The sequence below is a fragment of the Clostridium acetobutylicum ATCC 824 genome (assembly GCF_000008765.1).
Taxonomy (GTDB): Bacteria; Bacillota; Clostridia; order Clostridiales; family Clostridiaceae; genus Clostridium_S; species Clostridium_S acetobutylicum.
Map to the genome: position 1 here is coordinate 1763389 of NC_003030.1, position 22146 is coordinate 1785534.

Genomic DNA, 22146 nt, shown 5'->3' on the forward strand with positions numbered 1-22146 from the left:
AGTTTAAATTAATTTAATGTAGGGCAGGTAGATTAACGCATGGAAAAAATAGCATTGATAACGGATAGTACATCAGATGTAGATAAAGATATGATAGAAAAATATGATATAAAGGTACTTCCACTTAGAATAATATATAAGGATAAAGAATATATAGACAGAGTAACAATTTCCCCAAGAGAAGTTTATGACAACCTACATATAGAAGTTCCTTCTACATCACTGCCATCTATGGGAGATATGGAGAGTCTATATGAGAAGCTTGAAGCTGAGGGTTATACTCACGTTATTGGAGTTACAATATCTTCGAATTTGTCAGGAACCTATAACAGTTTAAAGCTTGTTAGTGAGGGACATGAAAATATTAAAAGTTTTATTTTTGATTCGAGATCAATAACAATGGGAGAAGGAGCTATCATTAAAGAGTGTGGGGAAATGATACTTCAAGGTAAAAATTTTGATTATATAGTTGAAAAAATGCCTAAGATGAGAGAAAACATAAAGGTTTATTATATAGTGGACACATTAAAGTATTTGATAAAGGGAGGAAGAATAGGTAAGGTTTCAGGAACAGTTGGACAATTGCTTGATATCAAGCCTATAATTTCTATAAATGAAGAAGGGGTATATTATACTCACTGCAAAGCAAAGGGAAAAAAGCAGGCAATTAAAAAGCTTATTGAAATATTAAGAAGAACACTTTCTGAAAAGCATTGCGATATATGGGTTATGCACGGCGGTGCTTATGATGAAATAGATAAGTTAAAGGATTTGGTTTCAGGTATTGAAAATATCAATAATTTAAATTCGGGGGAGATTAGTCCTGTGGCGGGGGTACATACGGGACCTGGACTTCTTGGAGTAGTAATATTTAAAAAATAGAACATGGGGGGAAATCAAATGAAAAATTTTGTATTTGTATCTGATTTTGATGGAACAATAAGTAAGAGGGATTTTTATAAGATAATAACTGACAAATACTTAAAGGATGAAGTAAAGGATTTATATAAAGAATGGAGAAGTAATAAGATAACAGATGTTGATTATTTAGGCTATGTATTTAGCCATATAGGAAGAAATGAGAAGGAAATACTTGAGGATATACTTACAATATCCATAGATCCTTATATAAAGGAATTTATAAAAAAGATAAAGGAAAAGGGAGGAGATTTTGTAGTAGTAAGTGCTGGAACTAACTACTATATTGATAAAGTCTTCCAAAATATTGGCATAGATAATGTTGATATATATTCAAATAAGACAGTATTTAAAGACAATGGACTTCACTTTGTGTTAAATCCAAAGGATGAATTTTATTCTGACGTTTATGGAATAGATAAAGGTAAAGTGGTAAAAAAATTAAGAGAAAACTATGAAAAAGTTTTTTATGCAGGAGATAGTACACCTGACATAGCACCTTCTCTTTTATCAGATGTGGTATTTGCTAAGAGCAAGCTTTGCAATTTTTTAACTGAAAGAAATAAAGAGTTTATAAGCTTTGAAGGCTTTGATGAAATATTAAAGCATGTAGAAAAATACTTAAAGGAGTGGGGAATTTGAAAGGAATATCTCATAGAATAGCAATTCCTTTAATACTTGAGGTTGGAAACAATAAAATATATAATATAGGGCAAATAATAAAAAAAGGGAATTTTAAAAGAGTCTCACTTTATTTTGGTGAGGGAATATATGAGTTATTTGGTGAAACTATTGAGAAATCTATAAAAAGTTCAAATATAGAAATTGAAGCTGTAGAAACTGTTAAAAATATAGATTTTGATGAAATTGGAACAAATGCTTTTAAAATACCAGCAGAGGTGGATGCACTTATAGGTATAGGTGGAGGAAAGGCAATAGATGCAGTTAAGTACATGGCATTTTTAAGAAAGCTTCCATTTATAAGTGTACCAACATCGACTTCTAACGATGGTTTTTCTAGTCCAGTTGCATCACTTTTAATAAATGGAAAAAGAACCTCAGTTCCTGCAAAGACTCCGGATGGAATAGTGGTTGATATAGATGTAATAAAGGGTTCTCCTGAAAAATTTATATACTCTGGAATTGGAGATTTGGTATCAAATATAACAGCTCTTTATGATTGGAAGTTTGAAGAAGAAAACCATAAGTCAATTATAGATGACTTTGCGGTTATGATATCTAAAAAGTCAGTTAATAGTTTTGTGAGAACTGATTTTAAAAGTATAAAAGATGAGGTATTCTTAAAGGAGCTTGTAGATTCACTTACAATGAATGGTATAGCTATGGAAATAGCAGGAAATAGTTCTCCTGCAAGTGGAGCTGAACACTTGATATCACACGCATTAGATAAGTTTTTACCAAATCCTCAGTTGCATGGAATTCAAGTGGGAGTTGCAACTTATATAATGTCTAAGGTTCATAAGCATAGGGAAGAAAGAATAAAAAAGATTTTGAGTGATACTGGCTTTTTCAACTATGTGAAGGGATTAAATATGAAGAAGAGTGATTTCAAGAGGGCAATTTCTGAGGCGCATCTTATAAAACCAGCTAGATATACTTATCTTCATGTAGAAAAAAATTGTGAGACAGCTAAAGAGATTGTGGATACTGACGAAATATTAAGGAATATATTGGTATAAAATAAGGACGTTTATACTTTTCATATGTTGACAAATTATAAAAAACATTTTATGATTTAAAATTAGTGGGGTAATGACTTAGTTTCATTACTTTATTTTTTATATTGATTATCGGAGGACGGACTTAATGAATAAAAATGAAAATATTGAAGATTATGATGTTACCTCCCTTACCTCTCTGGAAAAACTTGAACCTGTAAGAATAAGACCGGGAATGTATATAGGTTCAACTGGAAGTAAGGGACTTCATCACTGCATATGGGAAATACTTGATAATGCCATAGATGAGCTTACAAATGGCTTTGGTGATATGGCCAAGATAATATTAAATAAAGATAAGAGTGTTACTATAATAGATAATGGTAGAGGAATACCAACAGGTATACATCCAATAAAGAAAAAGTCTGGAGTTGAAATGGTGTATACAGAACTTCATACTGGTGGAAAATTCAACAATAAGAATTATAAGACATCAGGAGGTCTTCATGGAGTAGGAGCAGCAGTTGTAAATGCACTTTCAAAGTGGACTGAAGTTGAGGTCTATCAAAATGGATACATATATAGACAAAGATTCGAATATGCCTATGACAAGGAACTCAAAAGAGATATGCCGGGTACTCCTGTTACTGAAATAGAGAAAATAGGTAAAACTGATAAAAAGGGAACAAAAGTAACATTTAAACCGGATGAAGAGGTTTTTACAAGTACAGACTTTAAATTTGATGTTATAGATGAAAGATTAAAGGAGATAGCTTTTCAAAATAAAGGTATAACATTAATACTTGAAGATCATAGAGAAGATGAGCCTCAAGTAAAAACATATCATTCTGAAAGGGGACTTCTTGATTTTATAGATTATCTTAATGAAAGCAAGACGGTTATCCATAAGAACCCAATAATATTTGATGGTGAGAGAGAAATTAACGGACTTAAACTTTATGGAGAAGTATGTCTTCAATTTACAGATTCAACTACAGAATATATTGCAAGTTATGTAAACAATATTCCAACAACAGAAGCCGGTACGCATGAGGCAGGTTTTAAAACAGGTATGACTAGAGCGTTCAAGGAGTGGGCCAAGAAACTTGGAGTATTGAAAGAAAAGGATAAAGAATTTGAAGGTAATGACGTAAGAGAAGGTATGACAGCTATAATAAGAATAAAGCTTACAAATCCGGTTTTTGAGGGACAAACTAAGACAAAACTTGGAAACAATGAAGCTTACACTATGATGAATGATTTGGCATATTCAGGATTTTCTGAATGGATTGAAGACAACAAGGATACCGCAACAATGATAATAAAAAATGCTGTAAATGCAGCTTCAAGACGTGAAAAAATAAAGAAAATAAATGAGGCTGAAAAAAAGAAAATAGGAAAAGGAACATCACCTTTAGCAGGAAAGATAGCTGTCTGTACTCTTAAGGATGCATCGTTATGCGAATTTATAATAGTTGAGGGAGATTCAGCAGGAGGAAGCGCAAAGCAAGCTAGGGATAGAAGATTTCAAAGTATAATGCCATCTAAGGGTAAAATAATGAATACTGAAAAGCAGAAGCTTGAAAATGTGCTTGGAAGTGAGGAATTGAAAATATTTAATACTGCTGTGGGAACAGGAATACTTGATAACTACAGAGAAGAGGATTTAAGGTACGACAAGATAATAATAATGAGTGATGCTGATGTAGATGGTTATCACATAAGAACATTGTGGATGACTTATATATATAGGTATATGAGACAGCTTATATCAAATGAGCACCTTTATATAGCACTACCACCTTTATATAAAGTGTACAAAAACTCTAAGAAGGGTGAGGTAGTAGAATACGCTTACAGCGATGAACAGCTTGATAAGGCTAAAAAAGAGGTTGGAAAAGGATATCTTATACAAAGATATAAAGGTCTTGGAGAAATGAATCCGGATCAACTTTGGGAAACTACATTAAATCCTGAAACAAGAACTCTTCAGATGGTTACAATAGAGGATGCTGCAAAGGCTGAAAAAATGGTATCTCTGCTTATGGGAGACGTGGTTGAACCTAGAAAAAATTATATGTATAAATATGCTGAATTTTAATAGTTTGGGGAGGACTTAAGATGGCAAAAAAAATTAATATACCTAAGGACAGCAATATTATAAAAATACCCTTAGAGGAGGCTATGCCTGAAAATTACCTTCCTTATGCAGTTGAAGTTGCAAGGGATAGGGCGCTTCCAGATGTAAGAGATGGCTTAAAACCAGTTCACAGAAGAATTATATATGGTTCATATATGCTGAAGGCATTTCCTGATAAACCATACTATAAGTCAGCTAGAATAGTAGGTGATATTTTAGGAAAGTATCATCCACATGGAGATTCTTCAGTTTATGAATCCATGGTTATTTTAGCTCAAAACTTCACAACAAGACATCCTCTTATAGATGGTCACGGTAACTGGGGAAGTGTAGATGGAGATAGTGCTGCGGCTATGCGTTACACTGAAGCTAGATTGACTCCAATAGCATTAGAGATGATAAACGATATAGATAAAGATGTAGTTGATATGGTGGATAACTATTCAGGATCAGAAAAAGAACCATCAGTGCTTCCAGCTGCATATCCTAACCTTTTGGTAAATGGAGCCTTTGGTATTGCGGTTGGGCTTTCTACTAACATTCCACCTCATAATTTAAGAGAAGTAATAGATGCTGTTTTAAAATATATAGATAATAAAGATGTTACGGTTAATGAACTTATGGAGTGTGTAAAAGGACCTGACCTTCCAACAGGAGGAATAATAATAGGAAAAAATTCTCTTATAGCAGCCTATGAAACAGGAGAAGGTAAAGTAACCTTAAGAGCAAGAACAAAAATAGAAAGGCTTGAAAATGGAAGGCTTGCTATAGTTATAAGTGAATTTCCTTATAGAAGAAATAAAGCAAAGATACTTCAGACAATTTCAGAGATGACGGCAGATAAAAAGCATGCCAAAATTCTTGAGAGTATATCGGATATAAGAGATGAATCAGATAGAAGAGGAATTAGAGGAGTAATAGAATTTAAAAAATCATCAGACGAAGATACTGTAAATAAAATTCTTAAGTATTTATTTAAGAAAACTGAACTTCAGTGTAATATTAACTTTAATATGGTAGCTTTAGCTGATGGAAAACCAGAAACTATGGGATTAAAAACTATTATAGGTCATTATGTAAATCATAGAAAAGATATAGTTACAAGAAGAACTAAGCACAATTTAAATGCAGCAAGAAAGAGATTTAACATAGTTGAAGGTTTTATAAAGGCAATAGACATAATGGATGAAATTATAAGCACTATAAGAGCTTCAAAGTCAAAGAAAGATTCGGAAAACAATCTTGTAGCTAAGTTTGGCTTTAATAATGAACAAGCAACTGCTATTGTTGAGCTTATGCTTTATAAACTTACAGGACTTGAGATAGAAACCTTTAAAAAGGAATATGATGAGCTTTCAAAATTAATTAAAAAGTTGGAAAAGATATTGAGTGATGAAAAGGAACTTCTTAGAGTTGTAAAAAATGAACTTAAAGAGGTTGAAAAGAAGTATGGAGAAGATAGACGTACATCAATTGTTGAAGATGATAGTGAGGCTAAAATTGATGTAGAGGAGTTTACTGTAGTAGAGGACATAGTTGTTACAATGTCTAATGATGGTTACATAAAAAGTGTTCCTAAAAAAACCTATTTAAGATCTAATTCAGATGTTTCTGATATAGAGTATAGAGAGGGAGATTTTAACAGGTTCTTAATAGAGACCAATACAGCCCACAATCTTCTTATGTTTACCGATGAAGGTAATATGTATAAACTCAGAGGTAATAGTATTCCAGAATACAAGTGGAAGGAAAAAGGAGAGAAAATTGATAACCTGATAAAAGGTATCGATTTGGGTAAAGAGAAGATTTTGAATATATATTCAGTTGAATCTTTAACAGAGCAGAAAGATATTATATTCATAACAGATAGAGGAAGCTTAAAGAAAACCTCACTTGATAAATTTGATACTATATACTCTAAAATAATGGCACTGAAGCTTAAAAAGGATGAGAAGCTTATAAAAGCTGAATTGGTGTTAAGAACTAGAGAAGAGGGCTTTATTAAGGTAAGTACAGAAAAAGGTCTTGATTTTACTGTAAGAGAGCCTTTAATTGAAGAAATGGATAGAAATAAAATGGGGCATCAATGTATAAGCGTTTGTCCTATGGATAGGATTGTTTCGTCTGAATTTGTAGAAAACGATGATTACAGAACTTTTGGAATACAAATAAATAAAAATGGAATAATTAAAACAAAGGCTTCATCAAGTGGAAATTATATAGATACAACAACTTCAAGTACCCTTTTAATATTTATAGATGATGGTAGAGTTATTAATATTCCATCCTACATGTTTAAAAATATGGACGACAAAGTGCTTAATTTAAGTGAGCTTTATTGTGAGTTCAATTCTAATAATAAAATAATAAAAACTCTATCTATAGAAGAATTTAATGAAAATAAATTCATATACTTCTTCAGTTCTAAGGGCTTTGTAAAAAAGACTAAGCTCAGTGAATTTGTGGAGAGTAAAGGAATAGAAGTATGTTATAAATTAAGAAATAAAGAGGATATGCTCGTAAATGTTGATGTTTCAGAAAATGAGGAAGAAGAGGTAGTACTTATAACTAAAAAAGCAATGGGAATAAAATTCTTGTCCTCATCTGTGAGTGTAATGGGTAAGATAGCCTCAGGGGTTACAGGAATAAGTTTAAATGAAGAGGATATTACTGAATATGGCTTCGTGGTTAAGGAAAATCTCAATAAAATAATACTTAAATCTAAACTTAACGATAAAATTGAAGTTGAAATTGAAGATATAAAAGTTCAAAATAGAGGTGGTAAAGGTAAGAATCTTACTACACTTTTGATGACAGATTTTATTAGTGAAATAAAGATAAAATAGGAGGAGTGTATTATGAAAATTGTTTTGTTCTTAGCAGAAGGCTTTGAGGAAGTAGAGGCACTTACTGTAGTTGATATACTTAGAAGAGCTGATATTATTTGTGATATGTGTTCTCTTGAAGCTAAAGAAGTAGTTGGAGCACATAAAATAAAAGTTTGTGCAGATAAGACTATAGAAGATATTGATATTGCTGAATATGATGGTCTAGTTCTTCCAGGTGGAATGCCAGGAGCTGAAAATCTAAGGAACAGTGAATTTGTAATAAATGCAGTGAAAAAATTTAATAAAGAAAAAAAGATTGTGGCAGCAATTTGTGCAGCACCAATAGTTTTAGGAAAAGCAGAAGTTTTAGAAGGAAGAGATGCAACTTCTTATCCAGGCTATGGAGATGAAATGGGAAATTGTAACTACCTTGAAAAGATAACAGTTAAGGATGGCAATATACTTACCAGCAGAGGACCTGCAACAGCTATATATTTTGGATTAAGGCTTGTTGAAATATTAAAAGGAAAAGAAGTAGCAAATGGCTTAAAGGACGGAATGATGCTTAAATTTGTTGAAGGTGAACTCTCAAAATAATATTTTTAAATTAAGTGGCAGGTGATTAAGTTCGCTTGTCATTTAATATTTGGAGTGAATTTTATATGAAAAAGATATGTATGAAAAATGGAATGAAAATTATATACGAATACAGGGAAAGTGACATTACATCCTTTTGTGTTGCATTTAATGCAGGGGCAGAACGCGAAGGAAAGAAAGAGCGCGGGCTTGCTCATGTGGTAGAACACTGTATTTTTAAAGGAACTAAAAAAAGAAGTGAAGCACAGATAAATAGTGAGTTTGATGAGATCTTTGGCTTTAATAATGCTATGACTAATTTTCCTTATGTCATATACTATGGAACCACGCTTTCAAAGGATTTTGAGAAAGGCTTTGAGCTTTACAGTGATATCATAGTAAATCCTACTTTTAGTGAGGAAGGCTTTGAGGAAGAGAAGAGCATTATATGTGAAGAGCTAACGGAATGGAAAGATGATAAGCAGCAGTTTTGTGAAGATGAGCTTCTTAAAAATTCTTTTTCCAATATAAGGTTAAAAGAATGCATAATAGGAAATGAAAAGAACATAAAAGATTTTTCAATAGATGAGTTAAGAAAATTTTACAAAAAATATTATACATCAGATAATTGCGTTATAGGTATTGTAACCTCTCTTAAAGAAGAAGAGGTTACAGATATTATTAATAATTACATGACGTTAAGTAAGAGAGAAAAACCTTCTTTATTTGATTATGAGTATGAAAAAAATACTTCAGGAATATTTACAAGTAAAATGGATGTAAAGGGAGCGGTTATACAGTATTTGTTTCCCATTTATAAATTGAAGGATGATGAAATAAAGGCACTTAGAGCTTTTAATGTTATATTCGGTGAAGGGACTAGCTCCATGCTGTATGATAAAATAAGAACTAAATATGGACTTGCATATGATATATATAGTAAAATAAATAACGATGGTGGAATAAAATTATTCTACATAGGACTTGGAACAGCGTCTGAAAACTTTGACAAAAGTATTGAATTTGTAAATGATACAATTTGTGAAGCTAAAAATTTAAAAGGACAATTTTCAAGTGATAAACTTTTAAAGATAGAAAAAACTATGTCTTTAAAAAGAAGCCTTAAGCTTGAAAGATCTATTCAGTTGGCGAAAGAGCTTGCCACCTATGAATTAATGTATGGTAAAGCGGAAAATGTATATGACGAAGTAAAGGATATTAATTTATTAAATGAGGACTACATAATTGAAGTGGTAAGAAGTGTATTAGTAACACCTTCAATTCAAGTAGTTAAACCTAATAAGTGAGGATAGGAGAAATTATGGATAATATAATAAAGTTAATTAATAAAGCAGAGGTAACACATGATTTAACAAAGGATGAATTAGTAACTTTATTGAAGGATGATACTCATAATGAAGAGATATATAAAGCAGCCGATAGAGTACGTGAAAAATATGTTGGAGAAGAAGTACATTTAAGAGGTCTTATTGAATTCTCTAATATTTGCAAAAGAAATTGTATGTATTGTGGTTTAAGACGTGATAATAAAAATATAAAAAGATATAGACTAGAACCTGATGAAATAATACATCTTGCTAAGAGTGCAAAGAATTATGGGTATCAAACAGTTGTACTTCAATCTGGTGAAGATGACTATTATACTGTTGAAAAAATGAAATATATAGTAAGCGAAATTAAAAAGCTAAACATGGCTATTACTTTAAGCATTGGAGAAAAAACCTTTGAAGAGTATGAAGAGTACAGAAAATCTGGAGCTGATAGATATTTAATAAGAATAGAAACAACAGATAAAGAACTGTATGAAAAGTTAGACCCTAAAATGAGCCATGAAAATAGGATAAACTGCCTTAAAAATTTAAGAAAGCTTGGATATGAAGTTGGTTCTGGATGTCTTGTAGGTCTTCCAAATCAAACTATAGAATCCTTGGCAGATGATATATTATTTTTTAAGGAAATAGATGCTGATATGATAGGGGTAGGACCTTTTATACCTAACGAGGATACTCCTCTTGGAGAGGAAAAGGGTGGAGAGTTTTTCATGAGTGTAAAGGTAACTGCATTGATTAGACTTCTTCTGCCAGATATAAATATACCGGCAACTACGGCAATGGAATCCCTTTATCCAAATGGAAGATCAATAGCTCTTACAAGCGGTGCAAATGTTGTTATGCCTAATGTTACAGAAGGTGAGTATAGAAAGCTCTATGCCCTTTACCCAGGAAAAATATGCGTAAACGACACTCCTGGGCACTGCAGACAATGTATATCACTAAAAATAAATAAGATAAATAGAAAAGTGTCTGCTACAAAGGGCTTTAGAAAAAAAAGCTACAAAGAATCTATTGGTTAAGAAGCTTCATAAATGCTTTTTAAAAGAAGAGAGTCTTTTTCAAGAAGAGGGCTTTCACATATTATACAGCCTTTTATGTTGAATTTCACAAAGGATTTTATACACTTTTCATAGGGAAAATCACTTTCTTTAAAGGGAAGGTGATTTTTTTCTCCCTTTATACCGTAATTTATTCCAGACATATGTATGTGCATATCATTAAGAGCAGCCTCCCCAAGTTTTTCACCTACATAAGAAAGAACTTTATCAAAATCTTCTATGGTTTTAAAAAGACCATTATATCTTGCGTGAAGGTGGCAAAAATCTATACAGAGCTTGCAGGTCTTAACTTCTGAAGCTAGTGCTACATTTTCTTCTAAAGATCCAAATTGAGTAGGTTTACCCGTAGTTTCAAGCCTATAGTCAACACCTATATCGGGCAGCTTTTTTAGATTTTCCTTTATGGTATTAAAGGTTTCTTCCTTTGAATCTTTTAAATAAAAACCGGGATGAAATATTAAGCTTTTTCCTTCTACACTTTTTAAGGCATCAGCACCAGACACAATTCTTTTTAGTGAGGCTTCTTGTTTTTCATTTTCCTCTGCATTTAAATTTATAAAGTAAGAACCATGAGCAGATAAATAGAAATCCTTCTCATGTTTTTTATTTAAAATACCTTCTCTATTTTTATTTGTTATATTAACGCTTCTAACAAATGGAAGTTCCATGGCATCAAGTCCTATGCTTTTTAAATAGTCTATTCCTGTTTCATATGTAAACTTTTCATTTCCGCTTCCATTAGGTATTCCTGAAATTCCAAATAATAATTTATCCAAAATAGTCTTCCTTTCATGTAGAAAATTTTTGTGTATATTAGTAATAACAGATGACAAAGTTTAAAATGCCATCTGTTATCTTAGAAATCTAAATTAATCTATTAAATATTATATCAAAGTTCAACCTTTACTTCCACAGCAGTATTTATTTATAAAGCTTTCCAATATTCTAGCATGGACTTGTTCATCTGATATAATTTTTTCAATAACAGCATTTACTTTTGGATCGCTTATCTCACAAATTAAATCTTTATAGCCTCGTATAGCAGCTTTTTCACCTGCTAAATCGGCAGTTAATTTTTCGCATAGATAATCTTCCTTACAAGGTGGACATTCTAGCTTGTATACATTCTCGCCGTATGCTAGTTGACCAGTGGAAAACCAATCTCTATTGCTGTTAAAGAAAGCAGGTCTTCCGCCTAATTTAACTATCAAGGAAGCTAGTGCATCAAGATGTCTCATTTCTACTATTGCTATATTTAAGAGGGTATCTGAAACTTCTTTGTTGAAGATAGTTTCATGGTGATAGATATATTGTGTTATTGCTTGAAGTTCACTTCCGCCGCTTGAAGCATATGAATCGTATAAAAGATTTGCATATCTAATATTGCATTTACATACTTCTATTGGTGGAAATGGTATTTTTGACTCACATGAAATTTTAGTACTTGGTTTTTTACTTTTTTTATCGTAGCAATCTGAAGACTTTTTATTTCTCTTATCATAGCAGTTTTCATGAGACTTACTTTCAAAGTGCTCGTCTATTTCATCATAGTAGTCCATTGGATATTCATCATATGAATTTTCCTCTATTTTATCATAGTAATCCATCTTTTTATCTCTCCTATAATTTAGTTTGAATTTAAATTCTATATAAATTGTTATGCTGTAATAAATTTGTATTCAATATATCTTATTAATAATACTTTTAAAATGTCACATGATAAATTCTACTAAATGCTATTTAATATGTATCTATAATACATATTAAGACAGATTAGCAAGTTATCTACCAAAAATAAAGAGGGATAGTTTAAGTTTTGTCATACTGCTACGATAAATAAATTGTAATATAATTCTACTAATGAGCGGGGGGTGAATTGAGTAGTGGTAATAAATCATTCTGGTGTTTTGCAGAAACTGGTTAATAGGGACTATTCTATAAGCACTCAGAGGTCTAAGAATGCTGATAAAATGTCATCTGGTTCAATAATGAATAAAGCTTCTGATGATTGTTCTGGTTTGGCTATATATAAGAACATTCACATGCGTATAAGTGGATTAGAAATGGCTAATAGGAATACACAGGACGGTATATCTATTATGCAAACCATAGATGGAGGACTTCAGGATACCGAAAAGCAGCTTGGTAGAATAAAAGAGCTTGCGGTTAGGTCTTTAAATGGAAATCTTACAGATACGGATAGAAAGCAAATTCAGCTTGAAATAAACCAGATAAAAAATGGAATTGACAGTACAGCTAAGGATTCTGAGTTTAATGGAATAAAGATATTAGGACAGGATGCAAGCATTAAGATAAAGGTAATGGACGATCCAGATGTGAATTTTAAGTTGGATTTATATGACTGTTCAACACAGGCTCTTGGAATATCTAATCTGGATTTGACCAGCATAGATTCTTCAAATGATGCTTTAGGACAAGTTAATTCTGCATTTGATAAGATAAACGGATATCTTGTTAAAAATGGAGCAGGACAAAATAATCTTCAGCAAATAAGTGAAACACTATCAAATATGTCATATAATTTTAATGCAACAGAAAGCAATATAAATGATACTGAAATGGCAAGTGGACAAATGGAGCAAACAAGACTTTCAATGCTTCAAAATGCTACTAGTGCTATTTTTTCTCAAGTTACAGATATAAGTAAAGAATCTTTAAGTGTACTAGGATAACAATAGAATCATTTCAAAATGACATAGTTATTTTGAAATGATTCCTTTTTATAATGATATTAAAAACTAAATTATTTTATAAGTTTAGTTCCATCTTTATCTTGGGATATTAAACCTTTTTTCATTAAGCCTCCCAATGCATTTTTAAAATAATTTTTGCTTTCATGAAATACTCTTTTTATATCTTCAGGAGAGCTTTTATCGTTATAAGGCATAAATCCATTGTTTTTCTTCAAATATTCATAGATTTTGTGCTCTAATTCTACTCTTTCATCTTTAGGATATTTTCTTGTTGTTAGGCCAATTCTACCATCTTCAAACTTTCTCTTAAATCTTAAATTGTTTAAAACATCACCTTGAGATACTTTAATAAAGCACTCATTTTTAAGTATTACGCCTTGATATTTATTTTCTATGGCTACCATTATAGTTCCGTTGCTTTGAAAACCGTATACAGTTCCAGAAAGCTCGTTTTTAAGTAAATCCTCATCTTCTAAAACTTCTAGTATTTTATCTATATAGGTTGTAGCAGCAAGCCTTCCTGTTTTATCTAGGTATACATAAAATAAATATTTTTTACCAGGTTCGAGTAAGTAGCTTTGCTCCTTTATTGGAACAAATAAGTCCCTCTCAAGACCAAAATCTAAGAAAGCACCTATTTTAGTGTTTGATACTACTTTTAAGTAGGCTGTGTCACCAACCTTAGCATAGGGTTCTCTTGTTGTAGCTATAGGTCGATCCTTTGAATCTCTATATATAAATACTTTTATTGTAGAACCTATCTCTATGGTATCTTCTTCAACATCTTTCATTGGTAAAAGTATATCATCGCTAGTGCTTCCGGTTTCAGCATCAAGAAATAAACCAAAATCACTCTTTCTTGCAACCTTAAGTTCGTTATATTCTCCGATTTTAACCAAGTTATAATCCTCCTTTTGTAGTTAATGCAAAAAAACTATACTTTTTAGCTAAATAAAGTTTTTCGCTATATTATTTTAACACACTTTTATCTAATGTATAAAATTAAATTAATTATTCAGAAAAAACTTGAAATGGTAGTCTATTACGTAGGAGATGTAAATGTCATGTAGTATTTGATTGTTCCTTCTAAAGGTGAAGTCAATAACAGTAAATGTTAATAGTTTGAATATAGTCATAAACTTGACAAGTGGGCTTCTAAAATGGTACAACAGGAATATTAGGGATCATTTAGTAAAAAAAGAAGCAAGGCTACAAAGTTTGTGACTGTTTTTGTAGATGGTTCTATTAAAATGGCTGAAGGGATGTGTTAGTTCAGCGTATATTACATAGAAAAAGCAGTTTATACTTTGTGTGCAAATCCTCAAGTAAGAGCACACATGGAAAGTTTGGGCAAGCAGATTCGTAGTGGAAATGCCTAGAAATAGGACAAACAGCTGTGGTGGCTTTAAGAGTACTTGGGGTCCCAAAGATATAGGTGCTATGGATAGTAAGGCAAGCAAGGTGGATAGTTCACTGAAGAAAATAGAATATAAGATGCTTGATTACTGAAGTGGTTCAAAGAGATTATGAGGACAAGCCAACTGAAAGCTTTATAGATTAAGGTCTGGCAAAAGCCGTTGATACTCCAGTAGACTCCACAAAAAAGAGCCTGAAAATCCTTATGATCCATTTTATAAACTGAAACATAAAGGAAAGGAAGTTAAAAAATGATGGAAGAAAAAAGTTTTTTACCACTTGGAAGTATTGTAATTCTCAAAGGTGCAATCAAAAAATTGATGATTGTCAGCAGAGCAAATGTAGTCAATAACAATTATTTTGATTATGGTGCAATACTTTATCCTGAAGGGATGATTGATGAAAATGTAGCTTACTTTAATGGCAAAGACATCTTGAAGGTGGTTTCAGAAGCATACACAGATGATGATGATGCCTTGATGGTTGAGCAACTATGTCAAGCTAAAGAAGAGTACTTAGCGTCTAGCGTAGAAATTAAAGAAAATGTTTCAGCACCAGAAACAGCCGCAGCAGAGGCAGGAAACTTTGATGATGATCCTTTTGCAGCTGTGAGAGATATGGAGGATGACGATGAGTGATTCAGAAAAATATAATAAAGTCATACGCCTAAAGGGTTATGTTAATCGACTTTCGGATTTGTTAGATGATACTTATGGCTTGGACTTTACACAATTCAAAACAGCTGGAACAACGAATTGGTCCGGAAAAGTGAAAAAAAGTCAGTTTGACGATGAATATAAAAAAGCCAGTGACGAATTAGCAAGGACAGCACCAGAAATTGAAGAAGCGATTTCAACATGTAAGAGTAAGATGTACAGTTTAGCTTGGTCCATTGATGATAAATGGATGAAGACAAAAGCCCTTGCCATTACAGCTTTTTAGGAGGGGGAAGGATATGGGAAACGAGGTATCAGTTAATACTAACAAACATAAAACTCAAGTTATGAAGGTTGGAAAAATTGCATCGAAGGTAGCAGGAGTTAGAAATGGTTTAGACAACAAATATGATCACCTTAAAGTCGATAAAATACATACCATTTTCAAAATTTACGATGATCTCACAAAATTGGTGAGTTCTTATGGAGAAATGGCAGCACATGACTTAAAGGAGTTTCGCCAATTGGGTGTCAATATTGAGAAAACGGATGCTGAGGGGGCAAAACGATGAGTAATAGTGAACTATATTATGAGGAACTGACTGACCTTTCCGTTAGGATTGCGCTAGGAATTAAAAATAGGACAGAGCCCCTTGATGAATTGAGTCAGGCAATGACTCAATTAAGCCAAACTAATGCCATAAAAGGCAACGCAGCTAATGCAATGAAAGCCTATATTAACGAAGTACATATGACCTTGATTCAAACACTAGAGCTGCTCCTTAACAATTATGAAATGGCACTTGGAAAGTATGTTAAAGGTTATTTAGAAGTGGATAGTGACGAGAGTTTCAAGCTCATTAAAGAGGATTTTGATGCCCATAAGAATAATCTAAGCTCACACCAATCTGATTTTACCTCTATTGGCAATAAGTTAAAAGCTATTTCAGATGAAGCGGAGGATATTATATCGCTAAGAGGAGCAGGCAGCAAACGTCTCTTCAATGTTGCTAAAGATATGGGCACCATGAAAGAAATAGTAAGTAATCTCAATAATAAATGGAATGATTACGAACAGTCAGACCCAGGCTTCAATCAAGTTCAAGATTTAATTGCACAGACAACATCTCTATTGAAGAGTACGCTTTCGGTTCCACGTGGATATTCTTATAGTCCGGGAAGCTTTAGCAAGCTTATAAGTAAGGATTTTGTGAATGCTTTTGAGGTTAATGCAAATTATGCGCAAAATCCCGATAATCAGAAAGCTTTTAAGGCTAATTGGAATAGTATTAGTAAGAACTATACTACTGACCAGAAACGAATGGCTGAAGAAGCAAAAGAGGAAGCTCAAAAAGATGGACGCATCGGACTAATTTGGGATGCTATTGCAAGTTGCTGCAGGAACAGTGCTTGTTGTGACAGGAGTTGGAGCGGGTTTTGGTGTTGTTCTCATTGCAGGTGGTATTAATAGTGCTATCAATCATGCCTCAATGGCAACAACTGGCAATAGTTTTAACATAATGGGAAACTTGACAAATGGGGCTTTACAATGGTATAACAAAAACATTGGAGAGCCTTTAGTGAAAACAGGAAATCCCGTCGCAAAGTTTGTAGCTGGTTTAGGCGATAGTGCTATTCAAACGGCTGGAGGAGTGTGGCAGTTTAGTGTATATGATACGGGAAAAGCAGTTTATACTTTGGCAACAAATCCTGAAGCACAAGCACAAGTTGGTAAAAGTATTGGAAACTGGTGGAATCAGATTCGTAGTGGAAATGCCTATGTTATAGGACAAACAACTGGAGTTGTCGCAAGTGTACTTGTTGCTCCAGGAGATATAGGTGCTGCGGCTGGTAAGGCAAGCAAGGCGGAAAGTTTACTTGGTAAAGTAGGTACATTCTCAAAATCCGTTGCTGTTTCAAGTGCAAAAAGTGCTAAGAATATAATTAATTTACCAGGAAGAACGATCGATAATCTTAGGAGTAAGTTTACAGATTTGAGTACAGCACTTGGTCAAGGTAATGGTATCAGATATGCGTTTCAGGCTGCAGGCGATGATGGCTCAATTTTTAGCAAAATAAATGAGGAAAATATAGAACATGTAGATGCAGATAAAATATGTGAAGATAGGTATGCACAATGGATTAAAGGTAAGATGTCTGAGGGGACGGCTGATGCTAATAAGATAAAAATTCAGAAACCTAAGGCGTATTCTAATCCCAAAATGAGACCTAAATATGGGAAAAATCAAGTAAAAGATGTATGGAATAGTGCAAAGGATATTGATGGTAAGGTTTATGACCCAAATACTGGAGAAGAATTATCCTGGGACACAAGTAAATCTAGAGCTGGTCAATGGGATATGGGACATACACCAGAAAATAAATATAGCGAGTGGCATAAAAAATATATAGATGGAGAAATTACAAAGAAGGAATTTTTAGAATGGTATAGAAATCCTAATAATTATAGACCAGAAAGCCCATCAGCAAATAGAAGCCATAAATATGAATAAAGAGGAGATGATAAAATGCCAACAAAAAAAGCAGATATTTATACTTTAGCCAAATTCGGAGATTTAGGTGCTTTTAAAGAATCTTTTAAAATTGAAAATATAAATGATAAAAGTGAATCAGGTTCAGGATTATTGCATTATGCAATTTCAGGATTAAAATTTGATATAGCAATGTTTTTGATAGAAAATGGGATTGATGTAAATATTACTAACGAAGTTGGACAAACTGCATTACATTATATATGTAATTATCCCAATATAGATGTAGCTAAATGTATTTTAAAACATGGAGGGGACATAAATATAAGAGATAAGTATTATAATAATGCATTATGGACTGCGGTTTTTAATTGTAAAGGTAGATACTATGATATGGTAGAATTATTTATGGAGTATAGTCCAGATGTAGAAACTAAAAATAATGCTGGAAGGTCACCATTAGATTTTGCTATCCAAGTAGGAAATGAAAAGTTAATAAAAATGCTAAGAAAAAAAGAATAGCATTAATAATTTAAAGTGGATATAAAATGAAGAAGTAATTAACTGCATAAAAATAATAAATAACAGAATATAGTTAAAACAATAGAATGAAAGAAATGTAATAATGCATAACTTAAATAATGCAGTGAAAGAAGTTAAAAAGATTAATGTTTCAGTGATTGGGGCATTAATCTTTTTTTATATTAGGAGATATTTATAGAATCTAAGATAACTAGGGATAAAAAGCACCGTAAGCTGAAAGCTAAGGAAATTCTAGGTTCAATAATTTCACTTAAAAGTTAACGAAATTATGGACATAATAATAAGTTAACTGAGTAGAATGACTAGAGAATTGGAACTAGGCACTAGGAAATTGTAACGAGTGGTAGGGTGCATATGACTGATAAGAAGATATAAGATTGAAATAAATCAAGTGATAAATATTTCAATAATAGCAATCTAAAAATATAATATATCAATATTAAAAAGCAGTGGAAATGCCTATGCTATAGGACAAACAACTGGAGTTGTCGCAAGTGTACTTGTTGCTCCAGGAGATATAGGTGCCGCGGCTGGTAAGGCAAGCAAGGCGGAAAGTTTACTTGGTAAAGTAGGTACATTTTCGAAATCCATCGCTGTTTCAAGTGTAGAAAATGCTAAGAATATTGCTACTTTACCATGGAGAACCGTTGATAACCTTGGTAGTAAGGTTGCAGATTTGCGTACAGTACTTAGTGAAGGTAAAGGTGCTATAGGTGATTTAACAAAGTCTGTCGTTGTTTCAAGTGCAAAAAGTGCTAAGAATATAATTAATTTACAAGGAAGAACACTTGATGATGTTAAAAAAGAAGCAGGATTTGTAAATGGAAAGCTGTTACCAGCGTCAGGAGAAGCGGTAAAAAGTTTTGGCAAGGTATTAAAAAATACAGGAAAAGATTTAAAAGGATTAACTCGTCAAGTAGAAGTTGAAATGCCCGGTGTAGGTCGAGTTAGTGTAGGACCTAATATAGAGTTTAGTGAAGTAGTGAAGAATTTTAAAAATGGAGTTGGAGATATTAAGGATAACTTTGTGAAGGCCGTTAAGAGTGGAGATAAGGGGGCAGTTAAAGCTGAGCAATCTATATCAAAAATAGATGAAGTTGAAGTAAAGTTTAATTATAAGACTAAATATGACGAGGATGAATTTGCAAGACAATTAGCTGACCAAGAAGCTGGCATGAACAAATTGACAGTTGATGAGTATTTAAAGAATAGAGAAAGATATATTGAAGAAGGTAGAGCAATAGAAGGAAATATGGCTCAGCAGGCTGCAAGAGATAAAGCCTTAGCTGATAAAGTTGATGAACTAAGAAGCTCTGGAATGTCATTAAAAGAAGCAGAAACACAAGCACAAAATTGGTTAGATACACAAGCGGCATTGCATAATCCAGACCAAATTGCAGGAGGAAATCCATTGAATATTGGTGGAATGGGTGATAAAGGAATCAACTCATCCATTGGGGCTCAATGGAAATATAGAATAGATGCTGTTGATGAGCAAATTCAATCAATGGCTAAAAATATGACTGATGCTGAAAGGAAAAGTAATTACTTAAATGTAAAATTAACATATTAGGAGGAAAAAAATGAATAATTATTTATTTAAAAAGTTTGATATAAATATTAGAGCTAATGATGATACTATTAAAAAGTATAGAGAAAAATTACCAACAGAATTATTATCAGTTTGGACTGAATATGGATTTGGAAGCATCTTAGATGGATATTTAAAAGTAATTAATCCAGATGAATATAGCCCAATTATAGAAATGTCTTATTTTAGAGCAGATGTATCAATACCTATTTTTATAACGGCTTTTGGAGATATTATTACATGGGAAGAAAATAAATATATAGGGATAATTAGATATAAAAAAGGGAATTTTCAGATAATATCATCGGGGTTTAAATACTTCTTTAGCGATTTACAAGATGATTATTTCATAGAAAAATATTTAGAAATAGATAAATATAATGAGGCTATAAAGAATCTAGGATTAATTCAATATGATGAATGCTTTGGATATGTACCTTTACTAGGTCTTGGCGGCAGTGAAAAAGTAGAAAACTTAAAAAAAGTAAAGATAAAAGAGCATATAGAATTAATTACACAAATGGTAGGTAAAATTGAATAATAAAAATTAGCCTATTTACAGATGAGCACTTATTACAAAACTATAAAAATATAAATGCATAAAACTTAGCTCATAAAATATTGTTGGAAGTATAATAGTTTAATAAATTTATTCACTGCATAATCTAAATAATGCAGTGAAAAGATGAAATGAATCAGCTTAAGTCAAGTAGGCTGGTTCATTTTTTTAGCAGTTAATATATGCTGTAAATACATAATTCAAAAGAACTATATTCAAAAGCGACGATAACACATCAGAAAACAGAGATTTTAAAGACTGTGAACAAGAGTGGCATTAAAATTTTAAAAGTGTTAAATAAAGGCTAAAGATACTGATTTAATAGAAATTGATAGGTAATTAAAATCTTTTTAACAGTTGTACAAGTATAAGCATATGATAAAGGACTTCCTGGTTAATTATAACAGACATCTTTAGGAGCCAGTAAAACGAACATAGAAGATATGTGTAGCCTGATAAGCTAGGAAGATCTGGATTCGATAATTCTACTTAAAAGTTAATGAAATTGGGAACATATAACTGATAAGAAGATATAAGATTGAAATAAATAATAAATATATTCCAATATAAAATATAATAAATACAGATAAAGAAATAATAACTGATATAATTATAAATAATCAATTGATGAATACATATAATTGTTATAGGACAAACAACTGGAGTTGCCCTTAGTGTGCTTGTCGCTCCAGGAGATATAGGTGCTGCGGCTGGTAAGGCAAGTAAGGCGGAAAGTTTACTTGGTAAAGTAGGTACATTCTCGAAATCCATCGCTGTTTCAAGTGTAGAAAATGCTAAGAATATAGCTACTTTACCATGGAGAACCGTTGATAACATTGGTAGTAAAGTTGCAGATTTGCGTACAGTACTTAGTGAAGGTAAGGGCGCTATAGGTGATTTAACAAAATCCGTTGTTGTTTCAAGTGCAAAAAGTGCTAAGAATATAATTAATTTACCAGGAAGAACAATTGATGATGTTAAAAAAGCAGCAGGATTTGTAAATGGAAAGCTGCTACCAGCGTCAGGAGAAGCGGTAAAAAGTTTTGGCAAGGTATTAAAAAATACAGGAAAAGATTTAAAAGGATTAACTCGTCAAGTAGAAGTTGAAATGCCCGGTGTAGGTCGAGTTAGTGTAGGACCTAATATAGAGTTTAGTGAAGTAGTGAATGATTTTAAAAATGAAGTTGGAGATATTAAGGATAACTTTGTAAAGGCGGTTAAGAGTGGAGAGAATAATGCTGATACCATAGGAGACTTATCTAAATTTAATTTTGGAAATTACTTAAAGAAAAAGAGAGGAAATCCGCCATCAGGAATGAGTAAGCCTCATGCGCATCATGTTGCTGTAAAAGGTAATTTTTCTAATCGTAAAAAAATAATTCAAACATATGCTAAGTATTCTAGCGAAGTATTAAAATCGGTTGGGATTGACCCTTATTATGGTATTGAAAATATACACTGGGCACCTAATGAAGGACATTCGAATAGATATATTAAGGCAATTGCCAAAGAATTTTATGAAGTAAAGAAATTAGGTGGTAATAAGGATGATTTTGTAAATAAAATATTAGATATTGTAGATAAATTAAGAAAGGGAAAATTTCCGCCTCAATAGAAAGGA

General features: G+C 32.2%; 22 protein-coding genes and 1 pseudogene. 20 read left to right on the plus strand and 3 right to left on the minus strand.

The window, feature by feature from the left end; translation table 11 throughout:
- Nucleotides 1–39 precede the first annotated feature (39 nt).
- The 8 genes from CA_RS08455 (at nt 40) to hydE (ending at nt 10515) form a co-directional block, all read left to right on the plus strand.
- Nucleotides 40–882 carry a DegV family protein gene (locus tag CA_RS08455; protein ID WP_010964932.1) on the plus strand — a complete coding sequence of 281 codons (843 nt, stop codon included), beginning with the start codon at nt 40–42 and terminating at the stop codon, nt 880–882.
- 18 nt (nt 883–900) lie between these two features.
- A complete protein-coding gene (locus CA_RS08460; RefSeq protein ID WP_010964933.1) occupies nt 901–1560 on the plus strand; it encodes an MtnX-like HAD-IB family phosphatase in 660 nt (219 codons plus the stop codon).
- Complete coding sequence (locus CA_RS08465; RefSeq protein ID WP_010964934.1) at nt 1557–2618, plus strand: iron-containing alcohol dehydrogenase family protein; 1062 nt, start codon at nt 1557–1559, stop codon at nt 2616–2618. Before CA_RS08460 ends, CA_RS08465 begins: the two co-directional genes overlap by 4 nt.
- A gap of 127 nt (nt 2619–2745) precedes the next feature.
- Nucleotides 2746–4698 (plus strand): DNA gyrase/topoisomerase IV subunit B, encoded by a 1953-nt coding sequence (locus CA_RS08470; RefSeq protein ID WP_010964935.1) that lies wholly within the window; start codon nt 2746–2748, stop codon nt 4696–4698.
- 20 nt (nt 4699–4718) lie between these two features.
- Nucleotides 4719–7583, plus strand: a complete 2865-nt coding sequence (locus CA_RS08475; RefSeq protein ID WP_010964936.1) for a DNA topoisomerase IV subunit A — start codon at nt 4719–4721, stop codon at nt 7581–7583.
- 12 nt (nt 7584–7595) lie between these two features.
- Nucleotides 7596–8162 (plus strand): DJ-1 family glyoxalase III, encoded by a 567-nt coding sequence (locus CA_RS08480; protein ID WP_010964937.1) that lies wholly within the window; start codon nt 7596–7598, stop codon nt 8160–8162.
- 65 nt (nt 8163–8227) lie between these two features.
- A complete protein-coding gene (locus CA_RS08485; RefSeq protein ID WP_010964938.1) occupies nt 8228–9448 on the plus strand; it encodes a M16 family metallopeptidase in 1221 nt (406 codons plus the stop codon).
- Between the two features lie 14 nt (nt 9449–9462).
- Entirely contained in the window at nt 9463–10515 is a 1053-nt protein-coding gene (hydE, locus tag CA_RS08490) for a [FeFe] hydrogenase H-cluster radical SAM maturase HydE (RefSeq protein ID WP_010964939.1), read from the plus strand.
- Here hydE and CA_RS08495 read toward each other — a convergent pair.
- Nucleotides 10512–11330, minus strand: a complete 819-nt coding sequence (locus tag CA_RS08495) for a deoxyribonuclease IV (RefSeq protein WP_010964940.1) — start codon at nt 11328–11330, stop codon at nt 10512–10514. The two genes, hydE and CA_RS08495, sit on opposite strands and share 4 nt — an antisense overlap.
- A gap of 120 nt (nt 11331–11450) precedes the next feature.
- Nucleotides 11451–12161, minus strand: a complete 711-nt coding sequence (locus tag CA_RS08500) for a ferritin-like domain-containing protein (RefSeq protein ID WP_010964941.1) — start codon at nt 12159–12161, stop codon at nt 11451–11453.
- A 276-nt stretch (nt 12162–12437) separates the two neighbouring features.
- Between CA_RS08500 and CA_RS08505 the strand changes: the two genes are divergently transcribed.
- A complete protein-coding gene (locus tag CA_RS08505; protein WP_010964942.1) occupies nt 12438–13247 on the plus strand; it encodes a flagellin in 810 nt (269 codons plus the stop codon).
- Nucleotides 13248–13318: 71 nt separating this feature from the next.
- Here CA_RS08505 and CA_RS08510 read toward each other — a convergent pair whose 3' ends face one another.
- A complete protein-coding gene (locus CA_RS08510) occupies nt 13319–14167 on the minus strand; it encodes a CvfB family protein (RefSeq protein WP_010964943.1) in 849 nt (282 codons plus the stop codon).
- Between the two features lie 466 nt (nt 14168–14633).
- Between CA_RS08510 and CA_RS08515 the strand changes: the two genes are divergently transcribed.
- The 11 genes and pseudogenes from CA_RS08515 (at nt 14634) to CA_RS08560 (ending at nt 22140) form a co-directional block, all read left to right on the plus strand.
- A complete protein-coding gene (locus CA_RS08515) occupies nt 14634–14777 on the plus strand; it encodes a hypothetical protein (RefSeq protein ID WP_165842652.1) in 144 nt (47 codons plus the stop codon).
- A gap of 158 nt (nt 14778–14935) precedes the next feature.
- Nucleotides 14936–15322 (plus strand): DUF4176 domain-containing protein, encoded by a 387-nt coding sequence (locus tag CA_RS08525; RefSeq protein WP_010964944.1) that lies wholly within the window; start codon nt 14936–14938, stop codon nt 15320–15322.
- On the plus strand, nt 15309–15626 hold the full coding sequence (locus CA_RS08530) for a hypothetical protein (protein WP_241393156.1): 318 nt from the start codon (nt 15309–15311) through the stop codon (nt 15624–15626). Before CA_RS08525 ends, CA_RS08530 begins: the two co-directional genes overlap by 14 nt.
- Nucleotides 15627–15639: 13 nt before the next feature.
- Nucleotides 15640–15912 carry a hypothetical protein gene (locus tag CA_RS08535; RefSeq protein ID WP_010964946.1) on the plus strand — a complete coding sequence of 91 codons (273 nt, stop codon included), beginning with the start codon at nt 15640–15642 and terminating at the stop codon, nt 15910–15912.
- A 101-nt stretch (nt 15913–16013) separates the two neighbouring features.
- Nucleotides 16014–16808, plus strand: a complete 795-nt coding sequence (locus CA_RS20205) for a T7SS effector LXG polymorphic toxin (RefSeq protein ID WP_242663052.1) — start codon at nt 16014–16016, stop codon at nt 16806–16808.
- Nucleotides 16720–17853 (plus strand): GH-E family nuclease, encoded by a 1134-nt coding sequence (locus tag CA_RS20210; RefSeq protein ID WP_010964948.1) that lies wholly within the window; start codon nt 16720–16722, stop codon nt 17851–17853. Before CA_RS20205 ends, CA_RS20210 begins: the two co-directional genes overlap by 89 nt.
- Nucleotides 17854–17868: 15 nt before the next feature.
- On the plus strand, nt 17869–18354 hold the full coding sequence (locus CA_RS08545; protein WP_010964949.1) for an ankyrin repeat domain-containing protein: 486 nt from the start codon (nt 17869–17871) through the stop codon (nt 18352–18354).
- 487 nt (nt 18355–18841) lie between these two features.
- A pseudogene (locus CA_RS20415) lies at nt 18842–19435 on the plus strand (hypothetical protein); the annotation flags it as partial.
- 114 nt (nt 19436–19549) lie between these two features.
- Nucleotides 19550–19948 carry a polymorphic toxin type 15 domain-containing protein gene (locus CA_RS20420; RefSeq protein ID WP_207651125.1) on the plus strand — a complete coding sequence of 133 codons (399 nt, stop codon included), beginning with the start codon at nt 19550–19552 and terminating at the stop codon, nt 19946–19948.
- A gap of 10 nt (nt 19949–19958) precedes the next feature.
- A complete protein-coding gene (locus CA_RS08555; protein WP_010964950.1) occupies nt 19959–20507 on the plus strand; it encodes a T6SS immunity protein Tdi1 domain-containing protein in 549 nt (182 codons plus the stop codon).
- A gap of 694 nt (nt 20508–21201) precedes the next feature.
- Complete coding sequence (locus CA_RS08560; protein ID WP_010964951.1) at nt 21202–22140, plus strand: AHH domain-containing protein; 939 nt, start codon at nt 21202–21204, stop codon at nt 22138–22140.
- Nucleotides 22141–22146 lie beyond the last annotated feature (6 nt).

What these genes read in the sequence shown, in the direction of transcription:
- CA_RS08485 (WP_010964938.1), top strand. Translation starts at nt 8,228, where the DNA reads ATGAAAAAGATATGTATGAAAAATGGAATGAAAATTATATACGAATAC.
- CA_RS20205 (WP_242663052.1), top strand. Translation starts at nt 16,014, where the DNA reads ATGACTCAATTAAGCCAAACTAATGCCATAAAAGGCAACGCAGCTAAT.
- CA_RS20210 (WP_010964948.1), top strand. Translation starts at nt 16,720, where the DNA reads ATGCTATTGCAAGTTGCTGCAGGAACAGTGCTTGTTGTGACAGGAGTT.
- CA_RS20420 (WP_207651125.1), top strand. Translation starts at nt 19,550, where the DNA reads ATGAACAAATTGACAGTTGATGAGTATTTAAAGAATAGAGAAAGATAT.
- CA_RS08470 (WP_010964935.1), top strand. Translation starts at nt 2,746, where the DNA reads ATGAATAAAAATGAAAATATTGAAGATTATGATGTTACCTCCCTTACC.
- hydE (WP_010964939.1), top strand. Translation starts at nt 9,463, where the DNA reads ATGGATAATATAATAAAGTTAATTAATAAAGCAGAGGTAACACATGAT.
- CA_RS08500 (WP_010964941.1), bottom strand. Translation starts at nt 12,161, where the DNA reads ATGGATTACTATGATAAAATAGAGGAAAATTCATATGATGAATATCCA.
- CA_RS08475 (WP_010964936.1), top strand. Translation starts at nt 4,719, where the DNA reads ATGGCAAAAAAAATTAATATACCTAAGGACAGCAATATTATAAAAATA.
- CA_RS08460 (WP_010964933.1), top strand. Translation starts at nt 901, where the DNA reads ATGAAAAATTTTGTATTTGTATCTGATTTTGATGGAACAATAAGTAAG.
- CA_RS08535 (WP_010964946.1), top strand. Translation starts at nt 15,640, where the DNA reads ATGGGAAACGAGGTATCAGTTAATACTAACAAACATAAAACTCAAGTT.
- CA_RS08555 (WP_010964950.1), top strand. Translation starts at nt 19,959, where the DNA reads ATGAATAATTATTTATTTAAAAAGTTTGATATAAATATTAGAGCTAAT.
- CA_RS08455 (WP_010964932.1), top strand. Translation starts at nt 40, where the DNA reads ATGGAAAAAATAGCATTGATAACGGATAGTACATCAGATGTAGATAAA.
- CA_RS08545 (WP_010964949.1), top strand. Translation starts at nt 17,869, where the DNA reads ATGCCAACAAAAAAAGCAGATATTTATACTTTAGCCAAATTCGGAGAT.
- CA_RS08525 (WP_010964944.1), top strand. Translation starts at nt 14,936, where the DNA reads ATGATGGAAGAAAAAAGTTTTTTACCACTTGGAAGTATTGTAATTCTC.
- CA_RS08530 (WP_241393156.1), top strand. Translation starts at nt 15,309, where the DNA reads ATGACGATGAGTGATTCAGAAAAATATAATAAAGTCATACGCCTAAAG.
- CA_RS08480 (WP_010964937.1), top strand. Translation starts at nt 7,596, where the DNA reads ATGAAAATTGTTTTGTTCTTAGCAGAAGGCTTTGAGGAAGTAGAGGCA.